The organism is Pseudoalteromonas sp., assembly GCF_041629635.1.
Lineage (GTDB): Bacteria > Pseudomonadota > Gammaproteobacteria > Enterobacterales > Alteromonadaceae > Pseudoalteromonas.
The window spans coordinates 19,709-35,291 of the sequence record NZ_JBFKMX010000027.1 but is presented as its reverse complement, the minus strand read 5'-3'; the positions used below and the strand labels follow the sequence as shown (position 1 = coordinate 35,291).

The 15,583-nt window shown below is 38.7% G+C and carries 18 protein-coding genes and 1 tRNA gene; 10 read left to right on the top strand and 9 right to left on the bottom strand.

Features of this window, described 5'->3' with window-relative positions; all coding sequences use genetic code 11:
* The first annotated feature begins 1,084 nt into the window (after positions 1 to 1,084).
* Complete coding sequence (ltrA, locus tag ABYD77_RS06295; RefSeq protein ID WP_372768095.1) at positions 1,085 to 2,746, top strand: group II intron reverse transcriptase/maturase; 1,662 nt, start codon at positions 1,085 to 1,087, stop codon at positions 2,744 to 2,746.
* A 550-nt stretch (positions 2,747 to 3,296) separates the two neighbouring features.
* On the top strand, positions 3,297 to 3,791 hold the full coding sequence (locus ABYD77_RS06290; RefSeq protein WP_372768093.1) for a DUF3016 domain-containing protein: 495 nt from the start codon (positions 3,297 to 3,299) through the stop codon (positions 3,789 to 3,791).
* Positions 3,792 to 3,808: 17 nt separating this feature from the next.
* Here ABYD77_RS06290 and ABYD77_RS06285 read toward each other — a convergent pair whose 3' ends face one another.
* Positions 3,809 to 4,123, bottom strand: a complete 315-nt coding sequence (locus ABYD77_RS06285; protein WP_372768091.1) for a hypothetical protein — start codon at positions 4,121 to 4,123, stop codon at positions 3,809 to 3,811.
* A gap of 42 nt (positions 4,124 to 4,165) precedes the next feature.
* Positions 4,166 to 4,459, bottom strand: coding sequence for a prephenate dehydrogenase (locus ABYD77_RS06280; protein ID WP_372768089.1), 294 nt, complete (start codon positions 4,457 to 4,459; stop codon positions 4,166 to 4,168).
* A 72-nt stretch (positions 4,460 to 4,531) separates the two neighbouring features.
* Between ABYD77_RS06280 and ABYD77_RS06275 the strand changes: the two genes are divergently transcribed.
* Positions 4,532 to 4,738, top strand: coding sequence for a hypothetical protein (locus ABYD77_RS06275; RefSeq protein ID WP_372768087.1), 207 nt, complete (start codon positions 4,532 to 4,534; stop codon positions 4,736 to 4,738).
* A 133-nt stretch (positions 4,739 to 4,871) separates the two neighbouring features.
* Here the strand turns inward: ABYD77_RS06275 and epmB are convergent, their stop codons facing one another.
* Entirely contained in the window at positions 4,872 to 5,891 is a 1,020-nt protein-coding gene (gene epmB, locus ABYD77_RS06270; RefSeq protein WP_372768085.1) for an EF-P beta-lysylation protein EpmB, read from the bottom strand.
* A 42-nt stretch (positions 5,892 to 5,933) separates the two neighbouring features.
* On the opposite strand from epmB, the gene efp reads away from it, so the two are divergent.
* Positions 5,934 to 6,503, top strand: coding sequence for an elongation factor P (efp, locus tag ABYD77_RS06265; RefSeq protein WP_372768083.1), 570 nt, complete (start codon positions 5,934 to 5,936; stop codon positions 6,501 to 6,503).
* An 82-nt stretch (positions 6,504 to 6,585) separates the two neighbouring features.
* Positions 6,586 to 7,557, top strand: a complete 972-nt coding sequence (epmA, locus tag ABYD77_RS06260; RefSeq protein WP_372768081.1) for an elongation factor P--(R)-beta-lysine ligase — start codon at positions 6,586 to 6,588, stop codon at positions 7,555 to 7,557.
* Positions 7,558 to 7,576: 19 nt separating this feature from the next.
* Here epmA and ABYD77_RS06255 read toward each other — a convergent pair whose 3' ends face one another.
* The 5 genes from ABYD77_RS06255 to ABYD77_RS06235 form a co-directional block, all read right to left on the bottom strand.
* Complete coding sequence (locus ABYD77_RS06255) at positions 7,577 to 8,782, bottom strand: methyl-accepting chemotaxis protein (RefSeq protein WP_372768079.1); 1,206 nt, start codon at positions 8,780 to 8,782, stop codon at positions 7,577 to 7,579.
* 42 nt (positions 8,783 to 8,824) lie between these two features.
* Positions 8,825 to 9,343, bottom strand: coding sequence for a hypothetical protein (locus ABYD77_RS06250; RefSeq protein ID WP_372768077.1), 519 nt, complete (start codon positions 9,341 to 9,343; stop codon positions 8,825 to 8,827).
* Between the two features lie 29 nt (positions 9,344 to 9,372).
* Positions 9,373 to 10,074 (bottom strand): glycerophosphodiester phosphodiesterase, encoded by a 702-nt coding sequence (locus ABYD77_RS06245; protein WP_372768075.1) that lies wholly within the window; start codon positions 10,072 to 10,074, stop codon positions 9,373 to 9,375.
* A gap of 136 nt (positions 10,075 to 10,210) precedes the next feature.
* Entirely contained in the window at positions 10,211 to 11,083 is an 873-nt protein-coding gene (locus ABYD77_RS06240) for a DMT family transporter (protein WP_372768073.1), read from the bottom strand.
* Between the two features lie 107 nt (positions 11,084 to 11,190).
* Positions 11,191 to 11,266: transfer RNA gene (locus ABYD77_RS06235), tRNA-Ala, on the bottom strand.
* Positions 11,267 to 11,408: 142 nt separating this feature from the next.
* Between ABYD77_RS06235 and ABYD77_RS06230 the strand changes: the two genes are divergently transcribed.
* The 3 genes from ABYD77_RS06230 to ABYD77_RS06220 are packed head-to-tail and all read left to right on the top strand — an operon-like array spanning position 11,409 to position 13,076.
* Positions 11,409 to 12,197: a class I SAM-dependent methyltransferase gene (locus tag ABYD77_RS06230; RefSeq protein ID WP_372768071.1), complete on the top strand. Its 789-nt coding sequence runs from the start codon at positions 11,409 to 11,411 to the stop codon at positions 12,195 to 12,197.
* Positions 12,197 to 12,595 (top strand): hypothetical protein, encoded by a 399-nt coding sequence (locus ABYD77_RS06225; RefSeq protein ID WP_372768069.1) that lies wholly within the window; start codon positions 12,197 to 12,199, stop codon positions 12,593 to 12,595. Before ABYD77_RS06230 ends, ABYD77_RS06225 begins: the two co-directional genes overlap by 1 nt.
* Positions 12,588 to 13,076: a prolyl-tRNA synthetase associated domain-containing protein gene (locus ABYD77_RS06220; protein WP_372768067.1), complete on the top strand. Its 489-nt coding sequence runs from the start codon at positions 12,588 to 12,590 to the stop codon at positions 13,074 to 13,076. Before ABYD77_RS06225 ends, ABYD77_RS06220 begins: the two co-directional genes overlap by 8 nt.
* Here the strand turns inward: ABYD77_RS06220 and ABYD77_RS06215 are convergent.
* Positions 13,062 to 14,204 carry an MFS transporter gene (locus ABYD77_RS06215; RefSeq protein ID WP_372768065.1) on the bottom strand — a complete coding sequence of 381 codons (1,143 nt, stop codon included), beginning with the start codon at positions 14,202 to 14,204 and terminating at the stop codon, positions 13,062 to 13,064. The two genes, ABYD77_RS06220 and ABYD77_RS06215, sit on opposite strands and share 15 nt — an antisense overlap.
* Before the next feature lie 158 nt (positions 14,205 to 14,362).
* Between ABYD77_RS06215 and ABYD77_RS06210 the strand changes: the two genes are divergently transcribed.
* Positions 14,363 to 14,905 (top strand): DUF2058 domain-containing protein, encoded by a 543-nt coding sequence (locus tag ABYD77_RS06210; protein WP_372768063.1) that lies wholly within the window; start codon positions 14,363 to 14,365, stop codon positions 14,903 to 14,905.
* A gap of 350 nt (positions 14,906 to 15,255) precedes the next feature.
* The gene (locus ABYD77_RS06205; RefSeq protein ID WP_372768096.1) at positions 15,256 to 15,528 is read left to right on the top strand and encodes a cytochrome c; all 273 of its coding nucleotides are present in this window, start codon (positions 15,256 to 15,258) and stop codon (positions 15,526 to 15,528) included.
* Positions 15,529 to 15,583: the final 55 nt, after the last annotated feature.

The window sequence follows — 15,583 nt, the reverse complement described above, 5'->3', positions numbered from 1 at the left end:
TTATAATGAGCATTTAGAGCCAGATCATTGATTAGGGAAGAGTACTTTGTCTAGGGTATATAAAAGGGTATTTGAATCTGGAGTGTTTATTTAATTGTTCTTTATCAGTGTTTTAGGGGGTGCATGGGCGGCATGATGTAGTGCGACGAGAGTCGTGCTGTGCTACCGTAACTTGTTGATATAATGTGATATATTAGTGGGTTGTGGTCCTTGCTTTAAAGGTAGGTGAAACCTTTAAAGCCACCTAAGAGCATTTTAGGTTAACACTCTAAGTGTATGCTCTAACTGTATAATGATCAGGATGATTGTTTTGTCAGTTAACCTAGCTTCAATCTAAATGAGCCAACTATTAATTTAGTTGGCTTCATTCACTTAGGTTTATTTATAAGCCTATCAATAAGCGCAGCGACATAAGCTGCTTTGATGATTGTCTGGCAAATCGCCAATGATCAGACCTGTTATTCAGCTAACAGTAGCCTAGGGTTAGTGCGTGTGGAGTAATCCGTTCGTGCGAAGCTACCTGACAATGTACCTATGTTTCAGCACTAAAACCGTGAGGAATTAGTGGTAATGAGTAATGACAACTCATTACGGGGCTAGGCTAGTTGGTAAGGTTAACGTATGTGAACTACTTATAAACACCGTCAACCGCAATAAGCGAAACGTCATTGTAACGCTTAAACCAAAAGGTGTGTGGTCAGTTACTCCTTTTACATCTGGGAGTACGCTGATATGTGATCACCGGTGGATTTGTAGAACCTAACCCAACTTTGTCATCAAAGTGGAACTCGGTAAGCCCAATAACTTGCCTTTGTGGCAGGCTGATCGTAAGAGAAGCTGTGGAGTTAGTGGGTAAAGGAGGTGAGAAAAAGCGAATGTTAATCTGTAATAGATTAAATAGGGACTCAAAATTTGTCCCAACTGGAAACAGTGCTGACTTCTCACTGGTCTTTAATCGTGTGAAAGCCTGTAAAGCTTTCAATAGTTGCATTCATCCCATTGGGAGAAAATTATTTTCTCCCAATGGGAGTATATTAATTTTCTTCTTCTAAGCGATGAACAATTAACTTAGGAGAATAGCAAGATGAGTCAAGAACGTAAGTTCGTTGTACCTGCGTTTTCCCATCAAGCAACGAGTTGGCATACCTTAGACTGGTATTCACTTGAACGTAAGGTGAGAGAGCTACAAGTACGGATCGCGAAGGCGACGAAGCAACAACAATGGCGTAGGGTGAAAGCTCTGCAACGTATGTTGGTGCGCTCGTTTGCGGCTAAATGTTTAGCAGTTAAACGAGTAACTGAAAATCGAGGCAAACTGACTGCTGGTGTCGATGGGGAGTTATGGAGTACACCTGAAAGTAAGTGGCGAGCAGTTCTTCGATTAACGCGCAAGGGCTATAAGCCAAAACCGTTAAAGCGAGTATATATTCCAAAAGCGAATGGCAAACGCCGTCCACTTGGGATACCGACTATGTTCGACAGGGCAATGCAGGCTTTATACCTGTTAGCGCTAGAGCCTGTGTCGGAAACAACAGCTGATCGAAACAGCTACGGCTTTCGCCCAATGCGCTCAACAGCAGATGCGATTGAGCAATGTTTTGTTAATCTCAGTCGAAAACATTCTGCTAAATGGGTGTTAGAGGGCGATATTAAAGGGTGCTTCGATAACATTAGTCATGACTGGTTACTTACCAACATCCCGTTGGATAAAAAAATGCTGGGAAAATGGCTAAAAGCGGGGTTCATGGAATCTGGTAAATTGAACTCTACGGATGCTGGAACACCACAGGGAGGGATTATCTCTCCCTTATTGGCCAATATGGCACTTGATGGCTTGGAAGCGGTATTAGAATCTCATTTTGGGAAGAAGAATACTATAGCCAGCTATAAGACCAAGGTCAATTATGTGCGATATGCAGATGACTTTATTATCACTGGGATCTCAAAAGATCTTTTAGAAAATGAAGTTAAACCACTCGTAGAAGTCTTTATGGCAGAACGAGGGCTAAAGCTATCGCCAGAAAAAACGGTGATTACACATATTGATAAGGGGTTCGACTTTTTAGGGCAAAATTTACGTAAGTACAACGATAAGCTTTTAATTAAGCCGAGTCGCAAAAATCTGCGTAATTTGCTTAATAAGGTCCAAAGCATAGTAACAAGTAACAAAACCGTTACTGCAAGTATGCTGATAGCGCTGCTTAATCCTGTTTTACGGGGCTGGGCTAACTATCACAGACATGTAGTAGCGAAAGAAACTTTTAACTATGAGGATTATCGGGTTTGGAAAATGTTGTGGCAATGGTGTCGGAGACGTCATGCGAATAGGCGTAAACGCTGGATTAAAGCAAAGTACTTTAAAACAGTTGGTAAGCGAAATTGGACATTTTCTGGTACGACGATTGATGGTTTTGATAAGCGATTAATCTATACCAATGATACCGTAATAAAGCGACATACTAAGATAAAAGCGGAAGCAACCCCGTACGACTTAACATTTGAAGAATACTTTGAGCAGCGCCTTGAGCGAGCTTGGCGTGATTCAATGCAAGGTCAACGGAAAGTGCTGATGCTTTGGCTCAGGCAGAGGCATTGTTGTCTAATGTGCCGTCAGAAAATAACCAAAGAAACAGGATGGAATATCCATCATATTGTGGAAAGGGTCAAAGGCGGTTCGGATGACTTGAGTAACTTAGTTATGTTACACCCCAATTGTCATAGGCAATTGCATGCTAATGGGTACTAAATGGCTGTAGAGGGGTTTATGTAGGTTCATATTTGTTTGCTATTATGAATAGACGTAATCCTTTTATAGTTGTTTAGCGAATGGATCAAATTCAATTACTTGTAGTTGGTTTGTTAGCATTATCTTTCATCATTTTGTTTGGAGGGATTTATTGGGTTATCGATAATCACGAAAAGCAAAAGAGAGGTAATAAGATACATTAATTAGCAACATCTATTTGATGTAGAAAAGGTTGTATATATTTTCAAAGTCGCTGGTCTGTACTTAGGTACTGACTTATAAAGGCTTGAGCCGTATGCGGGGAAACTCGCACATACGGTTCTTAGGGGAGGGGTAACCAGTAATGGTTGCTCCTTACCCGACGTGCTACCCTCAAGTTACCAACTTGTCAAAAAAGCCAGCGCAATGCGCTGGTTTTTTATTTTCATACCAAAAATTTATGAAAAATATTTTGTTAAGCGTATATTAAGACACTAGGACACATAATAATTACAAACATATATAGCGAGTAACAAATTTGATGCTTGCTTGGTTAGCTAGGAGAACAGCTATGAAATTTGCAAAAGTAGTATTAATCGGCGCCATGATAATTTCACCTATTTCAGCATTTGCAGGTGAAGCAAGTGTTACATATGGAAAGTTTACCGATTTTACGGATGTTAGGCCTTCAAATGAAGCACGTGGAGGCTTTCATAAACGAGTTGAAAAGCAATTTACTATGCACTTTCAAAAACTAGCTGAACAGTTACCAGATGGGTATAAGTTAGGTGTAACAGTGAATGATATTGACTTGGCCGGTGATGTTCGTTTTGGTGCAGCCAATGAAATTCGTGTTGTAAAACCAATTTATTTCCCAAAAATTAAGTTTAGTTACGCTTTAACTGATGCCAATGGCAAGGTAGTTGATAAAGGCGAGGCTGATTTAAAAGATATGAGTTTTATGGATAAAATTCGCCGCGGTCGTGAAGAAGAGTTTATGCATGATAAGCGCTTAATTACAGACTGGTTTGAAAAAGAACTTCTACCAAAAGTGAATGCTCACTAAAGTAAAATATAGCAGCGTTATAACAGCGCTGCTATTTTTTTATAAAGTTTATCTGCCTGTGTTTCGCTTAAGTTACCTGAAGCTTTGGATTGTCCGATTGTGCTGGTGACGCGAATGACATCAGTTTGAATTTTTTGAATCTCTCGCTCAGTTGATAGTTGATATTGTTGTTGTTTTTCTCTGGCTAGCTTTGAGATATTAACTATATCTTGGCTAAAACCAGAAAGCTCTATGTCATTGTCATTGTCGGCGTTGTTACTGTTGGGTTGTAGCCTAGCTGTTGACGAAACGGCTATTTCACTCCCGGCTGTAACAGGTGATGCGGCAGACATAACAACCTCAATATAATCCTCATTGGTTAAATTATAGGCTATCTACTTAAAGCTGGCTAATAACTGATGTAAGAGTTGCATTTTTATAACCACATTTTTTAGTAACGCTTGATCGACATCTTTCTGGTTTGATAATGCTTCAACTTCACTGGCAACTTCAAGAACATAAGGTTTAAAACGTTTAGCTTCAATAGCGAAACCACTATCGTTATTAAATAAGGTTGAAAACTTTCCCTTACCTAGTTTTTGCAGAGAATCTAATTTGCTATCAGCATCAATAGCTTGGCGATACAATACTTTTAGATTGTTATTAAGTTCAGAAATAACCGAATTCATGGTAAAAAATCACTAAAGTCTAACTATACTTGGTCGATATAGTAACACAGTTTAATTTACAGGTGGGTCACGATGAATATATCAGGTGCAAGTTTGCCGACGATGAATGGTAGCGAAAGTGCTGAAATTCTCAGTGCGTCACTGGCAAAACGTCAGCAACAGGCAGATGGTAAAGCAGCGCTTGCTCTAATTGAAGCCGCAACACAAACCATGCAGTCGCTGCCAAGCCCAAGTAAGCCAACTGCAAGCTTAGGTAATAATATTGATGTGTATGTCTAGTAATTAACACGCACAGATGAAGTTTATTATTAAACTAAGAGTTATTTTCTAGGCTCCCGAAGTAAAGCCCCAGCATTCTGTGGGGGTTTACTTTTTTATGCGCTTCTGGCAACAGATTCGCTTTCAAAAGCGCTTAATATGGATACATTCCTAAATCCATGGGCGTTTTACTCTTTTGACCACCAATCTCACGTACTAACTTTGGCACCAAAAAGCCAGGTAATTCAGCTAATAACTGTTGGTGAAGTTTTACCGCTTCATTATCTGACACGGCAAAATGGTGAGCACCTTGCACTTTATCGAGTAAGTGCAGGTAATAAGGTAATACATCCGCTTCAAATAACTTTTCAGATAACGCAATTTGCGCCGAAGTACTGTCGTTGATTTTTTTCAATAACACAGCTTGATTGAGTAGAGTGTACCCCGCACTTTTTACGGCTTTTAATTTTACTGTTAATTCTTCATCAATCTCATTAGCATGGTTGATATGAGTAACCAAAATAAGCTTTAGGCGTGTTTTAGACGGGATAGTTAAAAACGCCTCAGTGATCCGTGCAGGGATCACCACAGGTAAACGTGAGTGAATACGTAATCGTGTAACGTGTTTAATCGTTTCTAGCTTCTCGATAAACCACAAGAGCGCTTCATCATTGGCCATTAATGGGTCGCCGCCGCTGAGTATCACTTCGTTAATTTCAGGCTGATTCGCAATGTATTCCATCGCAGTTAATAGGCCCTGTTTATTTTGGTGATTATCTTGATAGGGGAAGTGCCTGCGAAAGCAATAACGGCAATTAATCGCACAACCACCTCGAAAAATCAGCAACACGCGAGATTTATATTTATGCAATAACCCTGGAGTGCTATTATTCTGCTCCTCAAGTGGGTCATTGGTATACCCTGGATGAGTTTCAAACTCTTGGGCTAATGGTAAAACTTGACGAAGTAGTGGATCGCTAAGGTTTCCTTTTTCCATGCGAGCAATAAAAGGAAGCGGTACACGCATTGCAAAAAGTTTGCGTGCGGCAATATCTTCACTGAGATTTTTTGAGTCAATTTCCAGTAACTTAAGCAACGCTTTTGGGTCAGAAATGGCATTTGCTAATTCTTTTTGCCAGTTAGTCTGCAAATTTGCTTCAATTCTTTGTATCATTAGCCGATCAGTTATGTAAAAAATTATTCGATAGAGGAAACGATGGCGAATTATAGCACCAATGAGTTCAAGGGCGGCCTAAAATTTATGTTAGATGGCGAGCCTTGTTCAATTCTTGAAAATGAAGTTGTAAAACCGGGTAAAGGCCAAGCATTTAACCGTGTAAAAGTTCGTAAGCTAATTTCTGGTAAAGTGTTAGAAAAAACATTTAAATCAGGTGAAAGTGTTGAAGCTGCTGACGTAATGGATATCGAATTAGATTACCTATACACAGACGGTGAATTCTGGCACTTCATGAACAATGAAACATTTGAGCAAGTTGCTGCTGACGAAAAAGCTGTAGGTGACAGCGTTAAGTGGTTAGTTGAAAACAACACATGTACTATCACACTGTGGAACGGTAACCCAATTTCTGTAACACCGCCAAACTTCGTTGAACTTGAAATCACAGACACAGATCCTGGTCTGAAAGGTGATACAGCAGGTACTGGTGGTAAGCCTGCTACACTAACAACGGGTGCTGTAGTACGTGTTCCTCTATTCGTTCAAATTGGCGAAGTAGTTAAAGTGGATACACGTTCTGGCGAATACGTTGGTCGTGCACAAAAGTAATTTTGATTAAGCATTTAATCAAAGAAAATCCCAGCAAACGCTGGGATTTTTTTGTTTTAGATCTATTTTAGGCGATACAAAAATGAGCATAAACTGGCAACCAAGCGCATCGATTGAAAACTTAAAAGCACGCGCATCCTTGCTAAAAACCATTCGTGATTTTTTTTATGCACGTAATGTGATGGAAGTGGAAACACCAAACCTTTCGCAAGCAAGCGTAACTGATATTCACCTAGCTAGTTTTAGTACCCAGTTTGTTGGACCAGGCTTTGCTAAGGGGCTACCGCTTTATTTACAAACATCACCTGAATTTGCCATGAAGCGATTGCTGGCAGCAGGTTCTGGTGCGATTTTTCAACTGGCAAAAGCCTTTCGCAATGAAGAAGCGGGTCGCTATCACAATCCTGAATTTACCATGCTTGAATGGTATCGCCCTGGGTTTAATACCGCGCAATTAATGGACGAAATAGATGATTTAATGATTGCGATAGTGGGTTCGGAAAAAGCAGAGCGTATCTCATATCAGCAAGCATTTATAACACATTTAGCGTGCGACCCTTTAACGGCATCTATCGAAGAATTAAGGCTACTTGCTAAGCATCAAGGGTTTGACCATATTGCTGAGCAAGAGAGTGACAAAGATACCTTATTGCAGCTGCTATTTTGCATGTGTATTGAACCTAAAATTGGCCAACAAACGCCTTGTTTTGTTTATCACTTTCCAGCATCGCAAGCGGCACTTGCAAAACTAAACACAGATGATAACCGCGTTGCTGAGCGATTTGAGCTGTACTTTAAAGGTATGGAGTTAGCAAACGGTTTTGATGAACTAACTGATGTGAATGAACAACGCAGACGTTTTTATGATGATAATTACAAGCGTAAGGAACTGGGCTTAGCAGAAGTAACTGTTGATGAGCGGTTTCTAGCAGCCCTTGCGCATGGTTTACCGCAATGTTCAGGTGTTGCGTTAGGGGTTGATAGGCTATTAATGTTAGCGCTTGATGCAAAGCGTATTAATGATGTTATTGCATTTGATGTGGAGAGGGCATAGCCCTCTCAATAAAATCGTATTAAATAAATTGCTCAAGATCTTTTTTGGTGTCTGAAGTTTGGCACTGTAATTCACGGCTATTTTCATTGGCAGTGGCAATGTTATCTTTTGCGATACATCCTAACTCGACAATTTGCTGAACCGATGAATGGGTTTGCTGTTGTGTATGCTCTAATTGGTGCACCGCTGTAACAATTTCTTGTAGTTGCGATTGGTTACTTTCTAACTCTTTGGTCATTTGATTAAATACGTCACTGGTGCTGGCGATAGAGTTCTCTGCATTACTTGATTGCTCTATCAACAGCTCTGTTTCTTTGTTTGTTTCACTTACCAGAGTATTCATTTGACTAATAAAATCATTGATCTGACGGGTTGCATCATTTACTTTTACCGATAACGAGCGTACTTCGTCGGCAACTACAGCAAAGCCTCGCCCTGCCTCTCCTGCGCGAGCTGCCTCAATTGCCGCATTAAGCGCAAGCAAGTTGGTTTGGTCGGAAAACTCTTCAACCATGGTTAGAATTTTGCGAATGTTATCCGAGTTTTCTTTTAAACCACCAACAGTATTAGCGAAACTAGCAAGCAGTTCAGTCATACGTTGAATCTTAGTAACCAATCTACCTATTTCATTTGCTGAAGTATTCACTTTATTCAGGTTTTCGACATTTGCATCAAAAGTCATTTGGGTATTTTGTGAAATTTGATTGAGACTGCGACTGACTTCTTCACTAGCTGCAAAAATTGTATTACTGAGTGCTAGCTGCTCTTCGCCAATACGACTAGTTTCAACCATTGACTTTGTCACTCTTTGATTAGTCATTTCTGCCAGTTCCGCTTTTTCATACACTTGCTTTAATAAAGTCTCTAAACGCGAAACAAAGGTATTATATTGTTCGCTTAGTTCACGGAATTCATCAAAAGTAAACTGGGGTAAACGGGTAGCTAAATCAGCGTCTTTTTCATTGATATCTGTAAGAGTTTTCTTTAATGCATTAACAGGACGCACGATTAAAAAGTGCATATAAAAGCAGGTAAAGAAGAAACTACAGAAGCTGACAAGTGCAATCAACCAGTAACTTATATTAGCTTGTCCGTTAGCAGTTATCTCTTGGTATAGCCAAACTAACGTAATAATTTGAAAAGCGAATAAAAAGCTTAAATTGCCAAAAATTTTACGGGTTAATGTGAAGAAAAAGGTTTTTTCAATAGTTTCGTATAATTGCATAAATAAAAAACTCATTTTGCAGGCTTTAATAAGCTTTACCGTTTAAAAAAGCTCGATATCGTCATCAAACTGTTTTAATTTATGGTATACCTCTAATGCTTGCTGTTTTGATTTACCTTCCATAATGGCATCAAAAATTTGATGCTCTGACTCCATGGAATAACTATTTTTCAAATGGGTGCGAAGTGACAGCCATTCACTTTCATCGACTAAGTTTTCACTCTCTTTAATTAAATGGCTTAATTGATCCATTGTTTTCTGAATATGCGATATTTGTTGAGTTAATCGATCATAAAACTGGAAAGCCATTACACCATTCTTAATACTTTGTTGGATTTTTTGGTGTAAGTCATCTAATTTTGGTGAGTTGCTTTTCTCATTTTCTAACTGGCTGCATATTTCTGCTAATTCTTGGAAAACAGAGCTTAACGACAGTATGTTGTCATCACCTTCGGAAACACTCAGTGTTAACTGTGTATTACATAGAAGCAAGAGGCGGGAAGTTTCCTTACGAAAACAAAATAAATTTTGTTGCTCTTTTTGATCCATTAAATACCCCAAAATTAACTCCTAAAGAGAACTAAAAAGAGTCAAGTTGATTTTTGTAAGAGGAAATTTTGTACTTTTGATGGATAATTTGTAAATATACCATCAATACCAAGCGAGAGCATATCCTCTATATCTTCCTGTTTGTCTACAGTATAGGCGAAAATTTTGAGGTTTCTAGCTTTTGCATCAGCTACATATTCATCATTTACAAAGTTTTTATCCACATGAACGCTGTAGGCGTTAAGTCGCTCGATAAATTCACAATAGCCTAGGGGAATTGAACTAGTTAATGCACCGATTTTAACCCATGGTAAATGCAATTTAAGCCACTTGAGTAGGTGGTGATCAAAGGAAGAAATTAATAAGTTTTCTCGAGATAGAAAGCCACATTGCACGTTTTGTTCAATTAATTTGACAAATTTATCGAGTGCAAAGGTATTTTTTAACTCTAAATTGAGTAGTGTTCTATCATGAACCCATTGAATTGCTTGCTCAAGAGAAGGTACTGTTTGGCCTTCACCAGCGTCATATTGCTGCAATTCAGCCGTTGATAGATTGTTCACTTTGCCGAGACCATTGGTAGTGCGCTCTAGCCACGTATCGTGGATTACCGCAAAGCCGTCAAGTGTACTTTGTATATCTATTTCTATACCATCAACGTTAAGCTCTAATGCCGCAAGAATCGCAGAGCGAGTATTTTCTGGATATAAGCCACTGGCACCTCTATGGGCAAAAACTTTCATGCATTAAACCTTTTTCACACGTTATCACAATGTGTTCTCGTTTATTTCATGTTCAACTTACCACAGCTTAAAGCTGAAGCGGCATAATTACTTTGAAATCACCCAATATTTATTTAATCTTATTACACAATAATTGCTATTTTGGCGCTTTTGCTTGTTTGTTGACTAAGTAAGTTTCAATAAAGGCGCCACTGATTACTAAAGTACCACCAATTAGAGTAGTCAGAGTAACTTTTTCATTGAGCAATAAAAAAGCAAAGAAACTAGCGTATAACGGCTGTAGGCATGAAATTAGGCCTGCTGTTTTAGCGCTTAACTGCCGGAGACTGGCTGCAAAAAAAGCGTGCGGTGCTGCAGTAAAAATTACCCCAACAAGTAATAATAGATAGAGATCTTTCTCGGCAACGTGATTAATCGGTACTTCAATAAAGGCGCATAACATAATGCTTGCAACTAGCGCCTGATAAAGCATCGTTTGCGGCCCCGAATAGCCAACAAAATAGCGCTTTTGCAAAATATTACGAAGCGCAAAAAGAAAGCCTGAGAACATACCTGTTATAATGCCTAAAGTAACTTGGTTGCCTAAACTTGCCTCGGGCACTAACAGGTAAATACCGAGTAACACCATGATGGCTATAAATACATCTTGCAGGTGAGGTAGGCGTTTAGAAAACAGTGGCTCCATAAATACCGTCATTACCGGGTAGGTAAAAAACGCGATAATACCTATGGTAATGCCCGCCATTTGCATACCAGCAAAGTAAGTAACCCAGTGTAGGCCCACAACAACACCAAGCATTATGGCAATGCTATAGTCTCTAAGCTGTCTTAGTCGAATTGCTTGTTTGGTTAATATTAAGAAAATTGTGAGTGCAACAGCGGCAATGGCGGTGCGATAAACTGTAATGTCGAGTGCATTTAGGCCAATTAATTTAGCGAATAAAGCAGTACCACCAAACAGTAATACAGCAATATGTAAAAACGTTAAGCTTTGCTTTTCAGGGGACATAATAAGCAGTAAAAATAGGATTTTAGCGCATTATATCAAGATAAATGAAACAAGAGATTTTTATTTGAAATAGTAAATATTGAATTTTAAAATAAGAGGTTGGAAAGTGGTGGAGCTAAGCAGGATCGAACTGCTGACCTCCTGCGTGCAAGGCAGGCGCTCTCCCAGCTGAGCTATAGCCCCACATTCCAAAAAAGGAAATTCTAAAGCGTGTTGCTTTTGAACGGCGAGAACTTTAATTTTTTTTCTATCACTGGTCAAGTATTTTTTGTAGCATAAAAGGTAATTTTAGCTTGTTTGCACATTAATTGTGCGAGAGAGACCAATGGATATTAAAAATTATAACAAGCATGCTTGGAATAAACAGGTAGAAGCAAATAATGAATGGACCCAACCGGTCACAAGCTTACAAGTGGAAGCTGCGCGAAATGGCGATTGGTCCATTGTATTAACGCCACATAAAAGTGTGCCACACAGTTGGTTTGGTGATTTAACAGGTAAAAAAGTACTGTGTCTTGCCTCCGGTGGCGGTCAGCAAGGGCCAATTTTATCGGCTGCAGGTGCTGATGTAACCGTGTTCGATTTATCTGAAAACCAACTTGCGCAAGATGCACTTGTTGCCAAGCGTGATGGGCTAACGCTTAAAACAGTTAAAGGCGATATGACCGATTTAAGTTGTTTTGAAAATGAAAGCTTTGACCTTATTTTTCACCCTTGTTCAAATAATTTTGTGCCAGACATTTCTAATTTATGGGCAGAAGCTGCACGTGTTTTAAAAGAAAATGGACGTTTGCTAAGTGGCTTTATTAACCCTGCTGCATACATATTTGATTGGTTTGAAGCAGAAAAAGGCGTGACCAAAGTGCGTCATAAACTACCGTTTAGTGATATTAATAATCTTTCTGAAGAAGAATTAGCTTTATTGAAGGAGCAAGATGAACCACTGGTGTTTAGTCACTCATTTGAAGAGCAAATCAAAGGTCAGCTGGATAATGGTTTAGTACTAATTGATATGTTTGAAGATAATTGGCACTCAATGGCCTTTTCTGAATATTTTCCGCCAACCATGGCGTGCTTAACTTTAAAATTATCTCCTGCAGTATGGAAACGTTAATGACAAAACTTATTTTACTAACGCTGTGTTTTTCAGTGCTTATTGGCTGTGTAAAGTCGAAACCTGAACCTGAAGACTTTGAAATCATTAATCAACAATTAAAAACCGTTACTGCGGATGATGGCGCAAAATTATTTTCGTATTTGGTTACGGTAAAAGCAGGGTCGGCAAAGCTTATCAACAAAAAACGCCAACTGACAAAATCAGAAATAAAAAAACTTTTGCAGCAAGAAAACTTTATTGATTCATCGTCGTTAAAAATGGATTTAGAAGACAAAGCCGCAATGCAGCTAGAGGCGGAACTTAAAAAACAAAATTACTGCCAACAAAGCTATCAAATTGAAGAAGTAAAATGGCGTGATTACAGTGTAAGGCTAAGCGGACGTTGTAATGACTGATATTGCATTGCTTGAAAATGTGTTCTCCAAACTGAATATACATTGTGAGAAAATATCTCACCCAGAATTACACACAGCCATAGAAGCAGACCGTTTATTGCTTGAACGCCCTGGTACGCGCTTAAAAAATCTCTTTTTGCGGGATAATTACGGCAAGCGCCATTTTTTACTCATTACCTCGCCCAATAAACAAGTAGATTTAAAAGCATTATCAAAATCACAAGGATTGTCACGTTTGGGTTTTGCTTCAAATGAACGTTTAGCGAAGTATCTTGGAGTAAAACCAGGTTGTGTATCTATGTTGGCGCTTTTAAATGATAAAGATAATGCTGTGCAGTTATGGGTTGATAGTCAACTTTGGCAGGCGGATTTATTTCATTGTCACCCGTTTGAAAATACGCAAACTTGGCTAATGCAAAAAAGCGACTTACTTAAAGTGTTTGAATACTCCAATCACAGCGTTGAGCTAGTTAACTTGTAAACGTTTAAACTGAGTGACTAACAACCCTGAAATGATGCAAACCAGCAACAACGTCAGTAAAAATGCGTTTTTGCCAAAGTGTTGATATATCAGCCCAGGTAAAAACGAGCCTAAGGTGCCACCGCAATAGTAAAAAGAGACATAGATGCCATTAGTTAATGAGCTTGGTGCACGGCTCACCTGATTAAGCAGGGCAGATGCACTGGCATGAATAACAAACATAGCCGCACAAAAAACCGTAAAGCCAATAAAAAACAACGTAAACTGAACGGAGAATAAACTGCTAATACTTAACGCATAAATTGCAAAGGTAATCACCAGTAAATTTATTTTGCCTTTTGCTATATTTTGAAGTCGTGTACTGAAAAGAGAAAAACAGGCACCGATTAAGTAGCCTGAATAAACTAAGCCGATGTCTTTTGAACTGGTAAAGTGGTAATCATTTTGCAAAATAAAAGGTAGGTAGTTTAATAGTGCGGTAAAGCAAAAAAACATGCCAAACACCGCACTGTAAACATACAGAGTGCCGCCTTTAGCAACCTTGTGTAAGTTTTCTTTAAGTGAAGCAGGTTCCTTTCTTTGGCCTACATAATCTCGCACTTTTGCTTTTGCAAGGCTCAGTGATAACAACAATAAAACAATAGCCAGAAGATAAAAGTAAAGCTGCCAGTAAGTATATTCACTGATAGATGCACTGACTACACGGCCTAAAAACCCACCTGCGATGGTGCTTAAAATATAGCTTGTTACTGCTTTACTTAAGTAACTATAGCGGTAATGCTCACCAATGTACGAGGTCATTGCAGTCAGTGCAGCAGGAAGTAGTAAACCTTGTAAAAACCGAATAACAAGTAATTGTTGAAAGCTTTGTGCAAGCGGTAAAAGCGCGCTGCTGATTGCGAGTAGCAATAAGGCAACTTTAAGCAGCGAAAGTGAATTAACACGCAGTAATAAGTAACCATAAACCAAAGGCGCAATTGCCAGCGGTAACATAGTCACTGTCATTAATAATCCTGCCTCAGCTGACGTTAACTGATAGGACTTTGCAAGCAAAGGCAAAATAGGTTGCGGGCCGTACAGTACAAAAAACGTAAAAACAGAGCACAGTAATAAATGTATAAACTTCATGGTGTGAGAGCGTTGTTTATAACAAGCAAATTGTATCTTAGTTTTAACTACTTAGCTTTAATCTAAGTTAACTTTTCTTTGATTTAAGTTAACCTCGCTTCACATCAGGTGAATGGCTGTTATAAAATACCGCTAATTGTTTATTAAGAGAATTAATCATGGGTTCATTACAAGATCAGTTGCTGAAAGCAGGCCTTACTACTGAGCATAAAATGAAGGTTGCGAATACCGAAAAACGTAAACAAAACAAAAAGAAAAAGAAAAAAGGCGCAACCAGTAACCCAACCGATTTGCAAAAACACATTGAGCAAACAAAAGCTGAGCAAGTTAAAAAGGCAGCTGAAGTAAACGCGCAAAAGCAAGCAGACTTAAAAGAAAAAGAACAAGTTGCACGTGTGAAGCAAATTCTTGAGCATCATAATCAAGACGAAATTAATGGGGATGTTACCTTTAACTTTACATTTGAAAGTAAAATTAAAGAGCTAGACGTAAACGAAATCACGCACAAACAATTAGTAAAAGGCCTGTTGGCGATTTGTTATCTCGAAGGTAAGTTTTATGTCTTACCAGATGAGCCAGCACGCAAAATAGCGGAAGTAGACGAAAAATACATTGTGCTGCATGCTGAGCCAGAAAATAACGAGAAAGACGAAGATGACCCGTATGCAGACTTTGAAATTCCAGATGACATCATGTGGTAATAAAACGCTTTAAAAAAAGCCTCACTTGTTGAGGCATTTTTTTACTTCATTTGTGAAATAAAAACCGCAATTTCAGTAGAAAGCGATCTTCTCTTAAATACATTGATCCTAAACTTGATCAAACGCATAGAATCTTTTGCTATCTCTATTTAGTTAAAGTGTTTGTTTGTTTTTTATTCAAGTAAACCTTTACAAAACCATATGATAGTGGTCTACAATAGAGTTAGTACTGCTTTAACTTATTGATTCAAAAGTATATTGAAATTGAGAATTATTTACTGTTGAGATGGAATTATAATATGAACAAACTTTCTAAAACGCTAAGTGTAGCTGCTTTAACACTTGTAGGTATGGCTTCTGGTAATGTATTCGCTGCTGATGGTGCTGCACTTTATACAGCGAAAATGTGTCAAACATGTCACGGCGCAGAAGGTAAAGCACCAATTATGCCTCTTTATCCTAAACTTGCAGGCCAAAACAAAGAGTACGCTCTAGCGCAAATGAAAGACATTAAATCGGGCAAGCGCAACAATGGTATGGCTTCAGCAATGAAGGCAATGGTTGCTAATGTTACTGATGAAGAGCTAGCAGCAATAGCTGATTATTTATCAAAAGTAAAATAATCACTTTATTGATTCAAAAAGCCGCAGATGCGGCTTTTTTTGTTTATAATGCGCG